The organism is Curtobacterium sp. 458 (assembly GCF_030406605.1).
In the GTDB taxonomy this organism is placed as follows: Bacteria; Actinomycetota; Actinomycetes; order Actinomycetales; family Microbacteriaceae; genus Curtobacterium.
On record NZ_CP129104.1, the window covers coordinates 2966730 to 2986659 of the forward strand.

General features: G+C 72.7%; 22 protein-coding genes. 6 read left to right on the top strand and 16 right to left on the bottom strand.

Features of this window, described 5'->3' with window-relative positions:
* Window positions 1-23 precede the first annotated feature (23 nt).
* The 15 genes from QPJ90_RS14370 to QPJ90_RS14440 all read right to left on the bottom strand — a co-directional run bounded on the left by QPJ90_RS14370 (window position 24) and on the right by QPJ90_RS14440 (window position 12942).
* Window positions 24-1613: a flagellar hook-length control protein FliK gene (locus QPJ90_RS14370; protein ID WP_290131851.1), complete on the bottom strand. Its 1590-nt coding sequence runs from the start codon at window positions 1611-1613 to the stop codon at window positions 24-26.
* A complete protein-coding gene (locus tag QPJ90_RS14375) occupies window positions 1610-2371 on the bottom strand; it encodes a C40 family peptidase (protein ID WP_290131852.1) in 762 nt (253 codons plus the stop codon). Before QPJ90_RS14375 ends, QPJ90_RS14370 begins: the two co-directional genes overlap by 4 nt.
* On the bottom strand, window positions 2368-2799 hold the full coding sequence (locus tag QPJ90_RS14380; RefSeq protein ID WP_290131853.1) for a flagellar FliJ family protein: 432 nt from the start codon (window positions 2797-2799) through the stop codon (window positions 2368-2370). Before QPJ90_RS14380 ends, QPJ90_RS14375 begins: the two co-directional genes overlap by 4 nt.
* The gene (locus QPJ90_RS14385; protein WP_290131854.1) at window positions 2799-4136 is read right to left on the bottom strand and encodes a FliI/YscN family ATPase; all 1338 of its coding nucleotides are present in this window, start codon (window positions 4134-4136) and stop codon (window positions 2799-2801) included. The genes QPJ90_RS14380 and QPJ90_RS14385 overlap by 1 nt, the downstream gene beginning before the upstream one ends.
* A complete protein-coding gene (locus QPJ90_RS14390; protein WP_290131855.1) occupies window positions 4133-4765 on the bottom strand; it encodes a hypothetical protein in 633 nt (210 codons plus the stop codon). The genes QPJ90_RS14385 and QPJ90_RS14390 overlap by 4 nt, the downstream gene beginning before the upstream one ends.
* On the bottom strand, window positions 4758-5825 hold the full coding sequence (gene fliG, locus QPJ90_RS14395; RefSeq protein WP_290131856.1) for a flagellar motor switch protein FliG: 1068 nt from the start codon (window positions 5823-5825) through the stop codon (window positions 4758-4760). Before fliG ends, QPJ90_RS14390 begins: the two co-directional genes overlap by 8 nt.
* Window positions 5822-7483: a flagellar basal-body MS-ring/collar protein FliF gene (fliF, locus tag QPJ90_RS14400; protein WP_290134246.1), complete on the bottom strand. Its 1662-nt coding sequence runs from the start codon at window positions 7481-7483 to the stop codon at window positions 5822-5824. Before fliF ends, fliG begins: the two co-directional genes overlap by 4 nt.
* Complete coding sequence (fliE, locus tag QPJ90_RS14405) at window positions 7483-7839, bottom strand: flagellar hook-basal body complex protein FliE (RefSeq protein WP_290131857.1); 357 nt, start codon at window positions 7837-7839, stop codon at window positions 7483-7485. The genes fliF and fliE overlap by 1 nt, the downstream gene beginning before the upstream one ends.
* Window positions 7839-8234 carry a flagellar basal body rod C-terminal domain-containing protein gene (locus tag QPJ90_RS14410; protein ID WP_096899330.1) on the bottom strand — a complete coding sequence of 132 codons (396 nt, stop codon included), beginning with the start codon at window positions 8232-8234 and terminating at the stop codon, window positions 7839-7841. Before QPJ90_RS14410 ends, fliE begins: the two co-directional genes overlap by 1 nt.
* Complete coding sequence (locus QPJ90_RS14415) at window positions 8231-8575, bottom strand: flagellar basal body protein (RefSeq protein ID WP_290131858.1); 345 nt, start codon at window positions 8573-8575, stop codon at window positions 8231-8233. The genes QPJ90_RS14410 and QPJ90_RS14415 overlap by 4 nt, the downstream gene beginning before the upstream one ends.
* A 272-nt stretch (window positions 8576-8847) precedes the next feature.
* Window positions 8848-9171, bottom strand: a complete 324-nt coding sequence (locus QPJ90_RS14420) for a hypothetical protein (RefSeq protein ID WP_290131859.1) — start codon at window positions 9169-9171, stop codon at window positions 8848-8850.
* A complete protein-coding gene (gene fliS / locus QPJ90_RS14425) occupies window positions 9161-9643 on the bottom strand; it encodes a flagellar export chaperone FliS (RefSeq protein ID WP_290131860.1) in 483 nt (160 codons plus the stop codon). Before fliS ends, QPJ90_RS14420 begins: the two co-directional genes overlap by 11 nt.
* Window positions 9644-9654: 11 nt before the next feature.
* A complete protein-coding gene (fliD, locus tag QPJ90_RS14430; RefSeq protein ID WP_290131861.1) occupies window positions 9655-11061 on the bottom strand; it encodes a flagellar filament capping protein FliD in 1407 nt (468 codons plus the stop codon).
* A gap of 93 nt (window positions 11062-11154) precedes the next feature.
* Window positions 11155-12000: a flagellin gene (locus QPJ90_RS14435; protein ID WP_290131862.1), complete on the bottom strand. Its 846-nt coding sequence runs from the start codon at window positions 11998-12000 to the stop codon at window positions 11155-11157.
* Window positions 12001-12123: 123 nt separating this feature from the next.
* Window positions 12124-12942 carry a sigma-70 family RNA polymerase sigma factor gene (locus tag QPJ90_RS14440; RefSeq protein ID WP_290131863.1) on the bottom strand — a complete coding sequence of 273 codons (819 nt, stop codon included), beginning with the start codon at window positions 12940-12942 and terminating at the stop codon, window positions 12124-12126.
* 436 nt (window positions 12943-13378) lie between these two features.
* Here QPJ90_RS14440 and QPJ90_RS14445 point away from each other — a divergent pair, with 436 nt between their 5' ends.
* From QPJ90_RS14445 to QPJ90_RS14470, 6 genes are all read left to right on the top strand, one after another.
* Window positions 13379-13897 (top strand): flagellar protein FlgN, encoded by a 519-nt coding sequence (locus tag QPJ90_RS14445; RefSeq protein ID WP_354670480.1) that lies wholly within the window; start codon window positions 13379-13381, stop codon window positions 13895-13897.
* Window positions 13898-13899: 2 nt separating this feature from the next.
* On the top strand, window positions 13900-15321 hold the full coding sequence (gene flgK, locus QPJ90_RS14450; RefSeq protein WP_290131864.1) for a flagellar hook-associated protein FlgK: 1422 nt from the start codon (window positions 13900-13902) through the stop codon (window positions 15319-15321).
* 2 nt (window positions 15322-15323) lie between these two features.
* A complete protein-coding gene (gene flgL, locus QPJ90_RS14455) occupies window positions 15324-16205 on the top strand; it encodes a flagellar hook-associated protein FlgL (protein WP_290131865.1) in 882 nt (293 codons plus the stop codon).
* Window positions 16202-16567: a flagellar assembly protein FliW gene (locus tag QPJ90_RS14460; RefSeq protein WP_290131866.1), complete on the top strand. Its 366-nt coding sequence runs from the start codon at window positions 16202-16204 to the stop codon at window positions 16565-16567. Before flgL ends, QPJ90_RS14460 begins: the two co-directional genes overlap by 4 nt.
* A gap of 309 nt (window positions 16568-16876) precedes the next feature.
* Window positions 16877-17800: a hypothetical protein gene (locus QPJ90_RS14465; RefSeq protein WP_290131867.1), complete on the top strand. Its 924-nt coding sequence runs from the start codon at window positions 16877-16879 to the stop codon at window positions 17798-17800.
* Between the two features lie 42 nt (window positions 17801-17842).
* A complete protein-coding gene (locus tag QPJ90_RS14470; RefSeq protein WP_290131868.1) occupies window positions 17843-18742 on the top strand; it encodes a hypothetical protein in 900 nt (299 codons plus the stop codon).
* A 143-nt stretch (window positions 18743-18885) separates the two neighbouring features.
* On the opposite strand, the gene QPJ90_RS14475 is transcribed toward QPJ90_RS14470, so the two are convergent.
* On the bottom strand, window positions 18886-19854 hold the full coding sequence (locus QPJ90_RS14475; protein ID WP_290131869.1) for a beta-ketoacyl-ACP synthase III: 969 nt from the start codon (window positions 19852-19854) through the stop codon (window positions 18886-18888).
* Between the last annotated feature and the right edge of the window lie 76 nt (window positions 19855-19930).

Below are 19930 nucleotides of genomic sequence, written 5' to 3' on the forward strand. Positions count from 1 at the left end.
GTGTGGTCCTTTCGTGCCGTCGCTCAGGCGAGGACGTCGAGGCCCGCGGTGCGGACGGTTGTCGTGGTCGGGGTGCGGTGTGCGGCGGAGGCGGGTCGTGCCTCCCGGTCGTCGCGGACCGCCTGCGGACCGGGTGCAGGGCGCTCGTCGCGCCGCGGGGCGGAGTCCGGGTGGTTCTGCGAGGACAGGTCGAGCGTCGTCGACAGCGCGGTCCCCGCCGCGTCACGGCGGAGGTCCGGCAGGACCTGGCGGACGGCCTCGCGTCCGGCGTCGGACGGCGCGTAGAGCTCGACGTGCATGCTGTGCGCGGTCACGTGGGCCCGCACGGTGACCGGTCCGAGGGTGTCCGGCGTCACCTGCACGGTGACGACGTGCTCCCCCGGTCCGGCGTGGGCGAGTGAGAACACCGGTCGGGCGAGCTGCTGGGTGAACGTCGCGGGCGCGGCGTTCGCGGTCGCGGCGCCGGACGGCGTCGCCGCCGCCGTGGGAGCGGTCGTCGACGGGGTCGGGAACGGTGCGGGTGCGGCTCCGGCGCGTGCGCCGTCGACGGCCTGGAGGCCCGGCTCGACCCCGGCACCCGGCCGCCGGTCCGTCCCGGCGCCGGTCCCGTCGCCGCCCGTGCGGGTGCCCGCGGCCGCCGTCGGCACGACAGGGCTCGCGGTCCCCGTGCCGGTGGTGGCTGCACTCGCCTCGGGCTGGGCCGTGGCGGGCTGCGTCGCCCTCGTGCCCGAGGGCAGTGCCGCGGCGGCCGTCGCACTGGGGTCCGTCGTGATCGCCGAAGCGTTGACCGGCTGCGCGGGTGCGGCCGTCGTCGGGGACGGTGCCGTGACCGTGACCGTGGCCGTAGTGGACGCGATTGCGCCCGAGGTGGCGGTCGGCTCCTGGGTCGTCGTGACCGTCGGGCTGCCGGCGAGTGCCGTCGAGGCGTGCACCGTCGGGGCAGACGCCGTCGCGAGGACGCTCTTCCGGTGGGCTCCCGCGGGCGTGCCGGACGCGGGGACCCCGGTCGTGGTGGCGGATGGGACGGCGTCGGCGGGGGCGGCCCCGGGCGGGGTCGGAGCGGGGACGGCTGCCGGGGTGGCCAGGGCAGTGGCCCGTGCGGCGGTCGGGGAAGTGGTCGCGGCGGTCGTCGCGGCGGTCGGGGCGGCTGTCGCCACGGCACCGGCTGCGGTGCCAGCGGCTGACGCACCGGCCGTCCCGGTCACGCCGACGGGGTCCGTCCCGCTCGTGGTCGTGCCGGCGCTCGCGGGGACTGCCCCGCCGAGGAGGGCGACCATCGGCACCGGCGTCGCCGCGGGCGTCGCGCCGGCGGTGCCGTCCGCGCTGCTGCCGGTGACGGCGCTCGACGTCGTGCCGCCCTGCGCGTCCGGCCGCTCCGTGCCCGGTGCGGCAGCGTCGGACGACGTCGTGTCGGCGCCGGTCGCCCGGGGAGCGGTGTCTCCCCCGGTGCCGGCCGCAGCACGGTCCTGTCGCGGACCGCGGGGCTGTGGGCCGGTGGGCGCCGCACCGGCGAGCACGTCGCCGAACGCTGCTCCCCCGTCGCCGGGACGCGCCGACGACGGCCGTCCGGTGGCGGCTGCCGTCGGCGGCGTGGTGGCGATCATCGTGCTCATGCGGCTCTCCCGGACTGCATCAGGGCCATCAGTGCGGCGGTCTGGAGGTCGGTACCGGACCCCGCGGTACCGGACCCGGCAGTGCCGGCGCTGCCGACGGCTGCGGTCCGGGCGGCGTCCTGTGCGGACGGCACGATGCGGCGGATCGTGGCGATGTCGGCATCGGAGTACCAGTTGTCGACGATCCGGACGTCCTTGCCCGGTCGCGGCGCGTGCAGGACCTTGCCGTCGCCGACGTAGATGACGATGTGCTGCTCGCCCTTGGGGATGATGAGGTCCCCGGGCTGCGCGTCCTTGAGCGAGCCGACCTCGACCCCCATCTTCGCCTGGTCCGGCACGACCCGCGGCATGGTGACACCGAGGTCCTTGAACACGGTCTGCACGAGCCCCGAGCAGTCCATGCCGGCGGTCGTGGTCCCGCCGAACACGTACGGGACGCCGAGGTACTTCTTCGCGTCGGCGACGACGTCGGCACCGGTCGCGCCGCTGCCCGTGGCGACGGTGCCCTTCCCGGCGTCGACCGACGTGGCGGGCGTCGCCCCGGCGAGCCCCGCGGCAGCCGTGAGGCCGGAGGCACCGGCAGCGCCGGTCGACCCCGTCCCCGATCCGTTCGCCGTGGCGAGGGCGTCGGCGAACGCCGTGGAGGCCTCCGTCGACGCGGACCCGGCGGACGACGTCGTGTCGACGCTCCCCGTGCGCAGGGCGTCGATCTGGCCCTGGATCTCCGAGATCCGGGAGAGCACGGCGTCCACGCTCATCGGGCACCACCTTCCGCGCGGCTCCGTGCCGCGATCTCGTCGAGGGCGTTCTGTTCGGTGCGGAGTTCCTCCGCGGTGGCGGCGACGGTGTGCTGCTCCTCGAGCTTCTCGAGCCCGAGGGCCGCGCGTCGTGCGGTGTTGTACGTGTCCTGGGCCCGGTCGGCGTCGGCGCGGCGGCTCTGCACGACGGCGTCGAGCTCCTCGAGCATCCCGCGCGTGGCTGCCCGGGCGGCGGCGACGGCGCTGAGGGTCGCGGCGTCCTGGACCGGCTGTGCATCGGCCTGGTCCGCGAGCGACCGGCGGGCAGCGACCCGGGCGTCGGCGGCGTCGCGGAGCCGCTCGTTCGCGGCTGCGAGACCGGCGGCCGCACGGTCCTGTTCGGCGTGCCGGAGCCGGAGCAGGCCGGCGAGCGGGAACCTCCTGGGCATCAGGCACCACCCCCGACGCCGAGCGTGCGCACGAGGGAGCCGAGGGCGTCCCACGAACCGGCGGCCGTCACGCGCTCGTCCATGCCCTGCCGGAGGAACGCGTCGATCGCGTGCTGGTGGTCGACCGCGGCGTCCACGAGCGGGTTCGTCCCGCGCTGGTACGCGCCGACGTCGAGCAGGTCCTGCGCGGCACGGCGGGCGGCCATCACCGTCCGGAGTGCCGTCGCGGTGTCCCGCTGCTCACGGGTCGTCACCTTCGAGGCCACGCGCGACACCGACCCGAGCGCGTCGACCGACGGGAAGTGACCGGTCACGGCGAGCTTCCGGTCGAGGACGACGTGCCCGTCGAGGATGCTCCGCGCGGCGTCGGCGATCGGCTCGTTGTGGTCGTCCCCGTCCACGAGCACGGTGTAGAGCCCCGTGACGCTGCCGACCCGGTCGGTCCCGGCACGCTCGAGCAGTCCGGCGAGCACCGAGAACGTCGACGGCGGGTAGCCCCGGGTGGCCGGCGGCTCCCCGACCGACAGGCCGATCTCCCGCTGGGCCATGGCGACGCGGGTCAGCGAGTCCATCATGAGCACGACGTCCTGGCCGGCGTCGCGGAACGACTCGGCGATCCGCGTGGCGACGAACGCCGCACGGAGGCGCATCAGGGCCGGCTCGTCCGAGGTCGACACGACGACGATCGACCGGGCGAGGCCCTCCGCGCCGAGGTCGTCCTCGAGGAACTCACGCACCTCGCGGCCGCGCTCCCCGACGAGTGCGATGACGTTGACGGCCGCGTCGCTCCCCCGCGCGATCATCGACAGCAGCGAGGACTTCCCCACGCCGGAGCCCGCGAAGAGGCCCATGCGCTGCCCACGGCCGACGGTGGTCAGGGTGTCGAGCACGCGGACGCCGAGCTGCAGCGGCGTGTCGATGCGGGCGCGCCCCATGGCGTTCGGCGTCGGGTGGTCGAGCGGCACCATGACGTCGGCGTCGAGCGGTCCGCGGCCGTCGATCGGCCGTCCGAGCCCGTCGAGCACCCGCCCGAAGAGTCCTGCACCGGTCGGGACGAGCACCGGACGACCGGTGGGTCGGGCGGGCGTGCCGGCGGTGACCCCGGTGAGCCGTCCGAGCGGCATGCACCGCACCCCGGACGGGTCCGTCGCGACGACCTCGACGGCCGTCTGCGATGCCCCCTCGGCGCCGACGAGGACGACCTCGCCGACGTGCGCGTCGAGTCCGGCGACCGTGAGGCCGAGCCCGACGGCGCTCGTCACGACGCCCTGGCGGACGGGCCGGGCATCGGCGACCGCGGCGTCGAGGCCGCGCGGACGCAGGAGGGTCGCGGTCACCGGGCAGCTCCCAGGGCCTCGCGTGCACGGTCGAGCGCCGCGCCGATGCGGGCGTCGAGCAGCCCGTACGGCAGGTCGACGACGGCGTCCCCGTCGGACAGCGACGGGTCGCCCACGACGGGGACCGCCGTGTCGAGGTCGGCGACGCGCGCCGCGTCGGCGACGCTGACGCGGACGCGGAGCGCGACCGTCGGGTCGACCGAGGCGAGCGCCCGCAGGACGGTGGCCTCCGCGCCGGACGCACCCCGTGCCTCCGAGCCGTCGCTGGTGGCGTCCACCGGACGGGAGGCACGGATCGCGTACCCGACGACGGCCTCGGCCAGGTCCATGGCCGCGTCCGCGAGCGACGCCTCGGCGTCGCGGAGGACCGGCACCACCTGCGAGAGCAGCGCGTTCGTCGCGGCGTCGAGCACGGCGACGCGTCGGACGGTGTCGGCGGTGAGCGACGCGAGGCGCTGGTCGTGCTCGGCCTGCAACCGGACCCGCAGTGCGGCGGTCTCGGCCTGCGCGGCACGGAGCCCCGCGGCGTAGCCGGCGGCGTGCCCACGGACCTCGGCCGCCGGGTCCGAGGCGGCAGCGCCGGACCCGAGGACGGGGAACGTCATGCGCTGGACGGTCTGGTCAGTCAACGAGCTCGTCCTCCTCGGCGCGGTGCACCGTGATGACACCCTGGGCCTCGAGTTCGCGCACGGAGCGCACGACCTCGGCGCGGGCCTCCTCGACCTGGGACACGCGGATCGGGCCCATCGCCTGCAGCTCGTCGTCGAGGAGCTCGCGGTTGCGCTCGGACACGTTGGCGCGGATGGTCTCGACGACCGGCCCGGCAGCGCCCTTCATGGCGGTCGCGAGGATCTTCGAGTCGATGCCGCGGAGCACCTGCTGGATGTCGCGCGCCTCGAGCTTGACGATGTCCTCGAAGGTGAGCATCCGGGAGCGGATGTCCTCGGCGAGTTCGGGGTCCCGTGCCTCGAGTCCGTCGAGCACGGCCTTCTCGGTCGCGACGTCGGACCGGTTGATGATCTCGACCAGGGGTGCGATGCCGCCGACGACCTCGACGCTCTCGCGGGGCGACACCACGGCACCGGCACGCTGCCGGAGCACCCCGGCGACGATCCCGACGGCCTCCGGGGTGGCGGAGCCCATCGTGGCGAACGCCTGCGCGACGTCGGTGCGGGCACGTTCGTCGACGCCCGCGAGCACCGCGCTCGCCTGCCCGGGCTTCAGGTGCGCCAGGACGAGCGCGATGGTCTGCGGGAGCTCGCCCTCGAGCAGGGTGACGACCTGGCCGGGCTCGGCGTCGTCGAGGAAGTCGAACGACTGCCCGGCGAGGTTCGACGCGAGCCGGTCCATGACGCCCGCGGCGCGCTCGGCTCCGAAGGAGGCCTCGAGCAGCCCCATCGCGGTCTCCTTGCCGCCGCGCTTCTGCAGACGGCCGCTCTGGGTCATGCGGTGGAACTCGGTCATCGTGCGGTCGACCACGGTGTCGTCGACGCGGCGCATCCGGACGATCTCGGCGGAGATCTCCTCGGCTTCGAGCTCGGTGAACTGCTTCATCACCTCGGCGGCGCGGTCGGTCTCCATCTGCATGAGGATGAGCGCGACCTTCTGCGACCCGGTCAGGGGACGGTCGACGCCGCCGGACGAGCCGGGGCCGCCGAGACCGCCGCCGCTCGGGCTGAGGGCGCTCACACCGACGCCCGGTCGTCGAGGAGCCCGCGGAGGAGGTCGGCCGTGCGCTTCGGGTCGCGTTCGGCCAGGGACTGGATGTCCTGGCGGCGGCGCTCGGCGCTGATGTCCTCGGTGGTGAGGAGCTCGGTCGGGGCGTCCTCGACGGGGAGCGTCGGCAGTGCGACGGTCGGGGCGTCGCCGGCGCGGAGTGCGTCGGGCTCGTCGACCGCGAGCGGCAGCTGGAACGTCTCCCCCGCGAACGCGTCGAGTTCGCCGAGGTCGACCGCCTCGCGCTCCTGGCGCCGGGCACGTCGGGCGATCACCCACATGATCGCGATGAGGGCGAGCAGGCTGCCGATGACGATGCCGGCGGTCCGGATCGTCGCCCAGAGCGAGGCCTGCTGGTCGGCCTGCTGCTGCGCCTTGAGCGCGGCAGCGGCCTGGGAGGCGGCGGTCGTGTCGAAGTCCATCATCGCCACGGCGACCTTGTCCCCGCGGTTCGAGTCGACGCCGGCGGCCCGGGACACGAGGTCGTTGATGCTCTGCAGGTTCGCGTTCTGCACGCTCGCGGCCTTCGAGTTCAGCGCGACGGAGATCGACTGGTTCTCCAGCGCCCCGGCCGGGATCTGCGTCGTCTCGGTCGTGTGGTCGACAGCGTTGTTCTTCGTCGCGGACTCGTTCTTGTAGTCGTTGCCGGTGCCGCTGCTCGCGGTGCCGTTCGGGACCGCGATGTTGTCCGGGCCGAGGACGCCGGTGGCCCCGGCACCGCCCGTTCCCGAGCCGGCACCGTACTGCTCGGTCGTGCTCGACTCGTTGAGGGCGACCGGGCCGCTCGTCGGCGCCGCGAACGACTCCGAGGTCTTCGTGCCGGTGTTCTGGTTCATCGTGGCGGACACGACGACGGTCGCGTTGCCCGCGCCGAGGGTCGTGTCGAGGAGGTCCTGGATCTTCTTGCTCGTCGCCTGGTCGTAGTCGGCCGCCTGGTCGGTCCCGCTGCCGGCGGCGCCCGTGCCCACGGCCGAGAGGGTCTGCCCCTTCGAGTCGACGACGGACACGTCGGTCGGCTGCATGCCCTCGACCGCGGCGCTCGTCAGGTGCACGATCGCCTGCACCTGGTCGGAGCTGAGCTGCGCGCCGTTCTTCGTGGCGATGAACACCGACGCGGTCGGGTCCTTCTCCTCGGACACGAACACGGTCTTCTCCGGGATCGCGAGCTGCACGGACGCGGTCTGCACGCCGTCCATCGCCTGGATCGTCTTCGCGAGCTCGCCCTCGATCGCGCGCTTGTAGGTGACGTTCTGCTGGAACTCGGAGCTCGTCACGCCCATCTGGTCGAGGAGCGAGTAGCCGCCCTCGTTCGACGAGGGCAGGCCGTTCGCCGCGGCTTTGAGGCGCTCGGAGTACACGGAGCCCTGCGGGACGAGGATCGTCGCACCGCCGTCGGTGAGCTGGTAGGGGACGCCGTCGGTGGTGAGCTGGTCGGTGACGCTCGCGGCGTCCGCGGCTGCGAGGCCGGTGAAGAGCGGCGCGTAGGACGCCTTGCCGAGCCAGCTGGCGAGGGCGATGCCGCCGAGCACGAGCGCGGCGACGACGAGGATCGCGATGGTGCGCTGGGCGGCGCTGAACCCCTTGACGTAGGCGGCGAGGCGCGCCCAGACGTTCTTGACGGCGACGGGCATCACGCCTGCATCCTCATGATCTCGTTGAAGGCGTCGACGCCCTTGTTGCGGACCGCGGCGACGAGCTCGAGCGTGACCTGCGCGCGGGTGGCGGCGATGGTGGCGTCGTGGATGTCGTCGAGGTTGCCGGTGACGGCCTTGAGCGCGAGCGTCTTCGAGTCGCTCTGCAGCTGCTGGAGGCCGTCGACCGCGTTCCCGAGGCTCGCGGCGAAGCCGTCGCCGGACGTGCCGGTCGCGGCGCTCGTCCCGACCCCGGTCGCGCCGACGGCACCGGCGCCGGTCGCGGCGTCGGTCGCGCCGGCGAAGGCACGGGTCATCGCGTTGGTGGTCACACCGTTCACGGCGTCGATGGGCATCAGTTCTTCCCGATCTGCAGTGCCGCCTCGTAGGCGGTCTTGGCACGGTCGACCACGGCGGCGTTCGCCTGGTAGCCGCGCTGGGCCATGATGAGGTCCGCCATCTGCGTGCCGAGGTCGATGTCCGGCATGCGGACGTAGCCCTCCGCGTTCGCGAGCGGGTTGTCCGGGTCGTACGTCACCCGGCCGGCGGCACTGCCGAACGCGGCGCCCTTGACGTAGGCGCCGGAGACACCGGCACCCTCCTGGACCTCGACGTAGCGGGCCTGGAACGCGGAGTCGTCCATCGAGCGGACGGTGTTGACGTTCGCGATGTTGTCCGAGATCGCGTCGAGCCACTTCCGGTGCACGGTCATGCCGGTGCTCGCGATGCCGATCGCGTCGAACGTGGTCACGAGTTCGTCCGCATCGCCGCACGGACGCTGGTGAGCTCGGAGTTCATCGCCTGCGTCGCGAACTGGTAGCGGAGCACCGTGTCGACGTTCGAGAGGGTCTCCTCGTCGAGGTTCACGTTGTTGCCGTTGGTGTTCGTCGGCTCGAGGCTGCGCGCCACCGTGGGGGTCGTCGCACCGTTCCGGTCGACGATCGACTTCGCCAGGGCGTCCTCGAACTGCACCTTCTCGGCGTGGTAGTTCGGCGTGTTGATGTTCGCGACGTTGTTCGCGATCACCCGCTGGCGCATCGACAGGCCGTCGAGGGCACTCTGCAGTGCGGCGCTCGTCACGGAATCGAACACAGTTGGACCGTCCCCTCGGTCGACGCGCGTCCCCTGACGTCGTCGATGTGCGGTGGCCGATCCGTGGCCGGTTGGGCGAGCGATCCCTGCTCGTACGGGCCTGTCGGCCGCCGTGCGCGAGGGCGTTAGCCGTCGCCCCGAACGGGGGGCGGGGCAGCGCGGTTCACGAAACGCGCGCGTTCCGACGTGCCGCGCGTCGATCGACACGTGCGACGTCGGAACGCGCGCGTTTGGTGGGGCGTGGGGCGCGCGTTCCGTCGAGAGGGGAAGCGCTACGCGGAGGCGTCGAGGTACACGGCGCCGCGCGGCTCGCGCGTCGCGTCGACGGCGCGCAGGGCTCCGAGGTGCTCCAGGACCGCAGCACGCTCGGCCTCCAGGGCACTCGCCCGGTCCCGCTGCGCGGCCAACAGCCGGGAGGCACGACCCACCAGGTCGCGCGGCACCGGTCCCAGCCCCGTCGGCTCGGTCCACGCCACCGTCACCGACTCGGCATCGGGTCCGGTCGCCGACCCGGCCACCTGCGCGGCGAGGTCCTGCTCCAGGGAGGTGAGCAGTGCCTCCCAGCCGGCCCGGAGGGCGCCGTCGTCAGGCGACACCGAGCGCCCCGCCCGCCGCGTGTCCGACGACCGGTGCGGCGGACGCCGCAGGCAGCGACGCCGCGGCGTCGTGCCAGGCCTGCCGGAGCGGCTCGAGGATGCGGATGCAGTCGCGCGTCGCCTGGACGTCACGGTGCACGTTCGCCGTGATGAGCGAGGTGCTCGCGTAGTTGTAGATCGCCAGGAGACCCTCGCCGCCGTCCCACGCGTCGATGCGCAGGGTGGAGGAGAGTTCGCCGACGATGGCCTGCGCGTGCAGGAGCTGCTCGCGCGCGGCCTCCCAGTCGGAGCCGGTCTGCGCGGCCTCAGCGCGGTGCAGGTCGAGCAGGAGCCGGTCGTACAGCATCGTCACGAGCTGGGCCGGCGTCGCGGAGAGCACGGCTTCGTTCGTGTACTGCGCGCGACGCTGGTCGGTCACGGTCCGGGGCTGCGCGGCCTGCCGGAAGGCGGCGCTCTGGAGGTCGAAGGTCATGGTCGTTCCCGTCAGGAGCTCGAGCTCGACAGTCCGGAGAGCTGGCCGGCGAGCCAACTCGACTGGGACTGGAGCTTGCTGAGGCTGGTCTCGAGCGCCGCGTACTGCGTCTGCAGGGTCGCACGGCGCATGGTCAGGCGGTCGGTCCAGCTGTCGATCTGGGTGGTGAGGTCCTTCACGACCGACTGCTGACCGGAGATCGTCGAGGTGATCGAGCCGTCGTACTTGTCGGACGCCGCCGTCGCGGCCGCGCCCACCGTGGCCGCGATCCCGGACAGCATCGCCTGGGTGCCTGCGGGGTCCGCGGCGAGGGCCTTCTGGAAGGCGTCGGCGTCGAACGTGAAGTCGCCGTCCTTCGTCACGACGATGCCGATCGACGAGGGGGACTTCCCGTTCACCGGGGCGGACATCGCCGAGCTGAGGGCCTGCACGGCCGAGCGGGTCGTCGCGTCTCCCAGCAGGACGCCCGCGGTCGTCGTCGTCGTGCCGGTGGTCGGGCTGGTCGTGCTCGTGACGGTCGTGTTCGAGCCGTAGTAGTTCGTGACGGCGTTGAGCGCGTCGACGAGGCCCGACGCGACAGCCTGGGCCTTCGTGGTGTCCTGCGCGACGGTCACCGTGACGGGGTCGCTCGTCACCTGACTGACGGTGACGCTGAGGCCCGGCAGCAGGTCGGTGAACGTGTTCGAGGCACTCGTGACGGTCTGCGCCGCGGCGGTCCCCGCCCACAGGGTGACGCTCGCGTCCTTCGCGGGCGTGACGACGGCTGCTCCGGTCCCGGCGAGCACGTCCGTAGCGGTCCCGGCGTCGACGTCGGCACCGGACCCGCGGTACACGCTGAACGCGCCTGCCGCACCGGTCGTCGACGCGGTGAACTGGAGGCGGTACAGCTTCGTCCCGTCGGCGGCGGCGCCGGCGGCGACCTTCGTCGCCGTGACGCCCGCGCCGGACTTGTTCACCGCTGACACGGTGTCGTCGAGTGAACCCGACGCCGGGGTGACGGTGGTCTTCGTGCCGTCGGAGCCGACGATCGTCAGCGGGCCCGCGTCCGCCGACCACGTCGACATCGCGGCAGTGACCCCGACCTGCGCGGTCGCGGTGGAGCCGACGGTGAACGACACGGAGCCGGCCGAGGCGCCAGTGCCGGTCGTCGTGGTGACCGACGGCGTCGAGGACGTGGCGGCGAAGACGTCGAGCGAGGTGGCCTTCGCGGCGTCGGACGCCTTGGTGGCCAGGGTCTGGACGAGCCCGTTGATCGTCTGCAGTGACGAGATGAACGAGTTGGTCGACGTGACCTTGTTCTTGAGCAGCGTCTGCGGGACCTGCTCGATCGACATCAGTGAGTTGATGAGGTCGGTGGTCTTGAGGCCACTGACCAGGCCGTCGATCGCGAGCGACGACGCCGAGGACACGGACGACACGTGCGCTCCTTCCGACGGACTCGTACGGGACTCAGAGGGGGTGCGACGTCCACCGGCATGCCTGAACGCTGCCGGTGGACGCCGCGGGGTTCACTAGCGGAGCAGCGAGAGCACACCCTGCGTGCTCTGGTTCGCCTGGGCGAGCATCGAGGTGCCGGCCTGGCTGAGGATGTTGTCGCGCGTGTACTTGACCATCTCCTGTGCCATGTCGACGTCGGTGATGCGGGAGCCCGCCGCGGTGAGGTTCTCCTTGGCCACGTTCGTCACGTTGATGGCGTGGTCGAAGCGGTTCTGGACGGCACCGATGTTCGAACGAGCGGCCGACACGTACTCGATCTGCGTGTCGATCTCCTTGATGGAATCCTGAGCCTCCGTCGCGCTGGTGAACTTCAGCCCGTTGACTGCAGTCGCAACGTCAGTGACGCTCGCCTTCGACAGGTCGACCTGGATCTGGCTCGCGGCGTCGCCGTTCGCGCCGACCTGGAAGTTCAGCAGCCCGTCGGCTGCCGGGCCGGCCTTGCCGTCCAGCAGCTTGATGCCGTTGAAGTTCGTCGAATCGGCGATCCGGCCGAGTTCGGCACCCAGCTGGGTGACCTCGGTCTGGATCGCCGTGCGCGACGCGTCGTTGTTCGAGTCGTTGCCCGCCTGCACGGCGAGGTCACGGACGCGCTGGAGGATGGCGTGCGTCTCGGTGAGACCGCCTTCCGCCGTCTGCACGACCGAGATGCCGTCCTGGGCGTTGCGGGCGGCGACCGTGAGGCCACCGACCTGGGACTTCAGCCCCTCGGAGATCGACAGACCGGCAGCGTCGTCGGCAGCACGGTTGATGCGGAGACCCGACGAGAGCTTCTCGAGGGACTTCGACAGGTCGTTCTGCGTCGCGTTGAGGTTCCGGTACGTGTTGAGTGCCGAGAGGTTGGTGTTGATGGACATACCCATGGTGGTTTCCTCCGTGAATCCTTGGGTTCGGTGCCTGCCCGTCCATGGGCTGACACGGGTGACTCTCGGCCGGCGGCGTCGAGTCGTTAGTGCCCGTTGCGGAAAAGTTCCGCAACGGGACGGCTACCCCGCCGCGGGCACCGGCGCCGCGGCGGCGTCGTGCACGGCGCGGGCCACCCCGGCGGCGGCGTTCGCGGCCACCTTCGCGAGGTAGGCGCTGCGGCGGGCGGCGGTGGTCCGGGACGCGGGCTCGGGCGTGGCCCCGCCGTCCCCGTAGTGCGTGGCGAGTCCGTCGCGGAGCAGGCGCATCGCTTCGGAGCGTTGCTGCGACACCGCGGAGTGCGTGATCCCGAGCTCGGCGGCGACGTCCGTGACGGACCGGTCGCCGAAGTAGACCTGCTCGACGATGAAGCGCATCCGCTCCGGGAGCGCCTCGACCGCGGCGCGGAGGTACCGGCGCTTCTCGGTCTCGAGGAGGTCGTCGCCCGGCAGCGCGATGTCCGCGGCGACGACGTCGTGCACGGTCTCGTCGATGGCGGTGACGGTGCGGCCGGCGTCGCTCATGGCGTCCGCGGCGGTCTGGCGGTCGACACCCATCGCGTCGGCGATCTCCTGCACTCCGACGGAGCGGCCGAGCCGGGCGGACAGCGCCTCCTGCGTGGCGAGGGTCTCGCGGATGCGCTTCCGGGTGCCGCGGGAGGCCCAGTCGGCGGAACGCATGTCGTCGGCGATCGCCCCGGTGATGCGGGTGCGGGCGTACGCACCGAACGGCACGCCGAGGGTCGGGTCGAACGCGTCGGCGGCGGCGACGAGGGCGAGGGAACCGACGGCGGCGAGGTCGTCCCGGTCGAGGTGGGTGGCGCGTGCTCGGACGTCGGCGACGATGTAGCCGACGAGCGGGAGGTGCTCGACGATCATCGTGTTGCGTTCGGTGCGGTCCATGCTGCTGATCCCCTGATCGACCTGAAGCCCGTCCGTGGGTCGCCCGTCGGTGGGCACGACGGACACCGGCCTCGGCAGGCCGGAACGTACGTCGAAGACCGCCCGGGTCCCTCCGGGCGAGCACCTCCGCGTCCCTGCGACGCGTGCCGGGTCTGTCCCCCGGGGTGCGTTCTGAATGTATCGGCTGGGAAGGCTCTGAACAGGCCCTCATCCGTACCCAGTGCGGGGGTGACCCCCGTCGATCCGGGTCGGCATTTGGGAGGACACGAGGCCCGGGACAGCCGGTTCTGTCCCCCGATCGCGGTCCGGACGGGAGGCCCGGGGTACGCCCGCCCCGCCGGTCGCGCCGCGTCGCGTCCCGTCGGGTCTGCACGCACGTCAGCGCACGGCGCTTACGTCACCACCTCGCGGACCGATAGTCCACGGTGTCCGCAGGATGACGGACCGAACCACCACCCGGGAGGAGCTGATGAGCGTGAACGACCTGTCCGCCGTACTGTGGCGCGAACGCGAACTGCTCGAACTGCTCACGTTCAAGCTCGAGGAGGAGCAGCTGCTCCTCGCCGCCGGACGCTCCCGCTGGGTGTCGCACGCCAGCCGTGAGGTCGAGCAGGTGCTCGAACGACTCCGCAGCACGGGGCTCGAGCGGGCCGCGTCGAGCGCCGAGGTCGCCGAGGAGTGGGGCGTCGCAGCCGATGCTCCCCTGCGTGACGTCGTCGCCGCCGCCCCGAACGGCCCCTGGGGCGAGATCCTCGGCGCGCACCTCACCGCGATGGTCGAGCTGACGACGCAGATCGGTGCGCTCCGCGACGAGAACGACCGCTTCCTCCGTGCCGCGGCCCACGCGACCGAGGAGACCCTGGCCGGCACCGTGGGTGCCCCGGCCACCTACGACGCCACCGGCACGAGTGGCTCCGGCGCCGACGGGGCGCGCCTGTTCGAGGGGAACCTGTAGTCGTGGTCAGCACCTTCGGCTCCCTCGCGACGGCGTACTCCGGCCTGGCCGCCGCCCGCGCCGGCATCGACGTCACCGGGCAGAACATCGCGAACGCCGGGACCGCCGGGTACACCCGGCAGCGGGTGACCCAGTCGTCGATCCCCGCCGCCCAGACCGGGTTCATGCGCGGCACGGCGGCCCTCGCCGGGCAGGGCGTCTCGGTCGACGGCATCGCCCGGCTCGGGTCCCTGACGCTCGACGCCGGAGTCCGGGTCGCCGCGGGGTCCTCCGCGTACGCCGACGCCCGCGCCACCGCGCTGAGCGCCCTCGAGACCGGCCTGCAGGAGCCCGGCAAGGACGGCCTCTCCGCCAAGCTCGACGCGTTCTGGTCGGCGTGGGGCCAGGTCGCGGCACACCCCGACGACCCCGGTGCCGCGAGCACGCTCCTCGGTGCCGCGAACACCGTCGCGTCGACGCTGTCGAGCGGTTCAAAGGCGCTCGACCAGCAGTGGTCGCAGGTCCGCACGACCGTCACCGCCCAGGTGACGCAGCTGAACGACGCCGCGAAGCAGGTCGCCGACCTGAACGGGCAGATCCGGTCCGCGCTCGCCGCGGGCGGCAACGCGAACGAACTGCTCGACCAGCGCGACCAGCTCACCGAGCAGATCGCGACCCTGGCCGGCGGGACCGTCCGGACGAACGCGGACGGCACGGCCGACGTGCTCATCGGCGGGAACCCGATCGTGCAGGGCACCGACGCGCGCTCCCTCGCCCTCGGCGGCGCGACGGCACTGCGCGACGGCGCCCCGGTGACCCTGACCTGGACCTCGGGGCAGGCCGGCGCGGTGTCGCTGTCCGGCGGGTCGATCGGCGGCGCGCTGTCGCTCCTGGCCCCCGCGGACGCCCAGGGCACCGGCGGCGCGCTCGCACAGGCGTCTGCCTCGTACGACGCTGTGGCGACGAAGCTCGCGGCCGTCGTGAACGCGGTGCACGAGACCGGCTCCACGGCGGACGGCACCACGGGCCACGCCTTCTTCGCCGTCGCGACCGGGGTGCCAGCAGCACAGGGGCTGTCCGTCGTCCCCACGGACGCGAGCGGTTTGGCGACGCGGAACGCGGCGGGGGAACTCGACGACTCGTTCGCCGACGCGCTCGCGCGACTCGGGGCGGCCTCCGACGGCCCGGACGCTGCCTGGGCGACCTTCGTGACGGGGGTGGGCAGTGCCTCCCGGTCGGCCGCCTCGGAATCGACGCTCACCGGCCTCGCGCTGACCAGCGCGCGCACCCAGCAGCAGTCGGGTGCCGGCGTCGACCTCGACGAGGAGAACGTCAACCTGCTGAGCTACCAGCACGCGTACCAGGGCGCCGCGCGCGTCCTGACCGCCGTCGACGAGATGCTCGACACCATCATCAACCGCGTCGGCCTCGTCGGCAGGAGCTGAACATGATCACCCGGGTGACCACCCAGATGTCGATGGCCGCGGCCAGTGCGCGCCTGCAGGCCGGCGCCGCGAAGGTCGCGCAGCTCACCGACCAGGCGACCTCGCTGAAGAACATCTCGCGGCCGTCCGACGACCCGGTCGGCACCGGCACGTCGATGCAGGTCCGCAAGGAGCAGTCCGCGAACGCGCAGTACGCCCGGAACGCGGACGACGCCGTCGGCTGGCTCGCGACGACCGACAGCACCCTGACCTCGGTGTACTCGGTGCTCACGAACGTGCGCGACCTCACCGTGCAGGCCGCGAACTCCGGCACCATGAGCGACACCGACCGCGATGCCTTCATCACCGAGTTCCGGGCGCTGAAGTCCGACCTCGAGGCCCGTGCGAACACGACGTACGGCACCAGGAACGTGTTCGCGGGTTCGTCGACCGCCGCCGCCGCGTACGACCCGGCCACCGGCTTCGCCGCCTCGGGCACCACCGTCTCGCGGCGCGTCGGTGACGCCGAGTCCGTCCGGGTCGACACCCCCGGCGCGGCCGTGTTCGGCAGCGGGACCGGCTCGGTGTTCTCGGTGATCGACTCGATCGTGTCCGACCTGCAGAACGGCGTGAACGTGAACCCGAGGCTGAACGAGGTGGACGGCGCGATCGACACCGTGCGTGGTGCGCAGGCCGACGTCGGTGTCCGTCACGCCGCTGCGTTGACCGCGCAGAACACGCTGAAGACCGCGTCCGTCGCGCTCGAGGGGCGCCGGTCGGACGTCGAGGACAAGGACCTCGCGAAGGCCGTCCTCGACCTCCAGGTGCAGCAGACCAACTACCAGGCAGCACTCGCCGTGACCGCGAAGGTGCTGCAGCCGACCCTGATGGACTACCTCCGATGAGCATCGACCTGACGTTCCCCGTCCCGCCGTTCGGCCTGACCGGCTCCGCCTTCACGCTGACCCCGGTCGACGGCTCCGAGGGGCTGTTCACCCTGGTCGGGGACGGTTCGCGCCTGTTCCTGCTCGACGCCGCGGTGCACCTGCCCGCGTACGAGCCCGTGCTCTCCACCGCACAGGTCGACGTGCTCGGGCTCACCGCGCCCGAGGACGCCATGCTCCTCGTCGTCGCGAACCCGGCAGCAGAGGGCACCACGGTGAACCTGCTCGCCCCCGTCGTCGTGAACGCCCGGACCTCGGTCGGCGCCCAGCTCATCCTCGAGGACCAGGACTTCCCGCTGCGCGCGGAGCTCGCCCGCCGCTAGGGCGCGGCGGGTCGGGTCGGGGGCCGGGCGGTCGGGTCGGGCGGATCGGGGGCCGGGCGGTCGGGTCCACGAAACGCGCGCGTTTCGACGTCCCGCGCGTCGTTCGACGTGTGGGACGTCGGAACTTGCACCCGCATCCGATGCACGTGCATGGGGCGACGAAGCACGTGTCGATCGACACGCGTGTTGTCGCACTCGGTCTCGTGCGAACGCGGTACATCTCCTGCACAGGAGCCGGTCGAACGACAGTCGTCCACGGTTGTTGCCGCTCGGGTCCGAGGACGCGCGGGTCCACGACATCGTCGGCGCATGCAACGAGCACTGGACGTCGAACTGATCCGCACACGGGGTCTGCCGAGCGCTGAACGGCGTGCCGTGGAACGATCGGCGATGCGCGGGCTCCTGCAACGAGTACGGCCGGGCGTCCTGGTGCGAGCGGGTGCACTCGACGGTCTGTGGCCGGAAGAGCGTCACCTCGTCGTCATCCGGGCAAACGCGCCGTTCATCGACGAGCGGGCCGTGGTGTCACACGAGTCCGCGTGCGCGCTCCTGGGAATCCCGGTCGTCGGCGACTGGCCGGCCCGGGTGCACCTCGCCGACGCCACGACCGGCACGACCCGTGTCTCCGCCCACTTCGTCCGTCACGGAGTCCGACGACGTCCGGTCGCAACCGTCCTGGATGCCCTGGGACTCTGGACGTCCGATGGCGCACGAACCGCGGTCGACATCGCGGCCCGCCGATCGGCGGTCATCGCTCTACCGATCGTCGACCACGTGCTCCGTGTCGGCCTGGCGACGCCACAGGCACTCGGCCGCGAGGTCGGGCGACTCGAGATCGGAGCGACCAAGGCGCAGAGCGTCGTCGAGATGGGGTCGGCGCTGTCCGGTTCGCCCGCCGAGTCGCTGTGCCGCGTCCGCTTCCGGCAGCTCGGCACGCCGGAGCCGATCCAGCAGCACGAGTTCCGCCGTCCTGGTGAACCTCCGGCGATCGTCGACTTCTGGTTCCCCGAGCAGGGCGTGGTGGTCGAGGTCGACGGGCGCGGGAAGTACGAGGAACCGGCGATGCTCGACGGGCGATCGACGGCCGAGGCGCACTGGCGGGAGAAGCGTCGCGAGGACTTCGTGCGGTCCTTCCCGGAGGTCCGCTTCGTCCTCCGGCTCTCCTGGCAGGACCTCGCGCACCCCGAGCGGGTCCGTGCCGCACTCCGCCGAGCGGGTGTGCCGTGCCGGTGACCGTGGGGACCGCTCCCACCCCCGCGGCGTACGGTCTGCTCCATGGCCCGACAGCAGAAGGACCAGGCGATCATCCCGATGCCGGTCGCCCCGGTCGAAACCCCCGCACCCGATGCCGACGGCAAGCGTCTGGACACCGGCACCGGCTGGGTGAAGTGGCTGGACCGGGTGCTCAGCGTGCAGCGCCCCATCGTCGTGGCACACGTCAACCGGCTCCGTCGCCGCCACCCGGCCGCCAGCCCTGCGGAGATCATCCAGATCCTCGAGCGGCAGTACCTCACGGCGGTCACGTCGGGCGGTGCGGCGGTCGGTGCGAGTGCCGTCATCCCGGGTGTCGGCATGGCTGCCGCGCTGGGGTTGAGCGGTGCGGAGACGGTCGGCTTCCTCGAGACCACCGCGCTGTTCGCGCAGTCGGTGACCGAGGTGCACGGGATCGCGCTGGACGATCCGGAGCGAGCACGCACGCTCGTGATGGCGCTCATCCTCGGTACCCCGGGGACGCAGCTCATCAAGCAGCTCGCGGGACAGGCGGCCGGGGGCCAGGCGCGGACGGCGTTCTGGGGCGAGATGGTGACGGCCTCGCTGCCGAAGCAGGTGGTGTCCGGCATCGGCGGTCAGGTCCGCGACCAGTTCGTCCGACGCTTCGCGGCTCGGCAGGGGTCGACGATCGTCGGACGCGCCCTGCCGTTCGGGATCGGTGCTGCGGTGGGCGGGCTCGGCAACCACGCGCTCGGGCGCAAGGTGGTGAACGCCTCGCGGACCGGCTTCGGGACGCCCCCGGCGCAGTTCCCGATCGTGCTCGACGCCAAGCCGACCCGCGCGGCGAAGGAGCGTCGCGAGCCGACGTCCGAGGGCCGGAAGGCGCTCCCCTGGCGACGTCGCAAGGCGGACGAGGACCTCTGGGCGGAGACACCCGACCCGGGTCCGGTCGACCAGCGCTGAGCCGAGACCGGCCCGGCCGACCGACCGACACCGGCCCGGCCGACCGGCACCGAACCGGCGCCGAACCAGCACCGGATCAGCGCCGAGCCGACACCGACCAGCGCCCGGCCGAGCCGAGCCCAGCTCCGCAGTCCGGCGACCCCTCAGCCTCGGCGCACCGGCGTCGTCACGACCTGCCCTGCGTGCGCGAAGCCACCGCCGAAACCGAACAACAGCGCCGGCACCCTTTCGGGCAGTTCGCCGCGCGACCACGCCTTCGACAGCCCCAGTGGCACGCTCGCCGCCGACGTGTTGCCCGACTCGACGACGTCACGGACGACGTAGCTCGGGGATCCGCCCAGTGCCTCGACGAGGGGCTCGATGATCCGCAGGTTCGCCTGGTGGAACGCGAAGACCTCGATGTCGTCGATCGTCAGCCCGGCAGCGGCGACGACGGCGCGCGCGTGGTCGGCCGCCTCCGTGATGGCCCACCGGTAGATCGAGCGGCCCTCCTGGGAGAACCGCGCGGGGTCGCCGGACACCCGCACGGCCTGCTGCAGGTGCGGCACGCTCCCCCACGAGACCGGCCCGATCTGTGGCTCGTCGGAGACCCCGACCACCGCTGCCCCGGCTCCGTCGCCCACGAGCACGCAGGTCGAGCGGTCGGTCCAGTCGACGATGCCCGAGAGCTTCTCGGACCCGATCACGAGCGCGGTGTCGGCGGATCCGGTGCGCACAGCCTGGTCGGCGATGCCCATCGCGTACTCGAACCCGCTGCACGCGGTGTTGATGTCGATCGGCGCTGCCCGCGCGGACAGTCCGAGTTCCGCGACGACCCGTCCGGCGGTGTACGGCGCGCGGTCCTCGTGCGTGGTGGAAGCCACGACGACGAGCCCGACGTCGGACGGATCGACCCCCGAATCGGCGAGGGCCGCACGCCCGGCCTCGACCGCCATCGTGGTGACGGTGTCGCCCGGCCCGGCGATGCGGCGCGTCTTGATGCCGGTGCGGGTGGTGATCCACTCGTCGTTCGTGTCGACCATCGTCGAGAGCTCGTCGTTGGTCAGGATGCGCGAGGGCTGGTGGTGGCCGAACCCGATGATCCGGCTGCCTCGGAGTGCGGGGATGTTCACCCGCGGCACGCTACTCCCACCGACGACCGATGCATGCCCGCGTACGCATGCTCCCCGCACGGTGCGGACGCGAGCG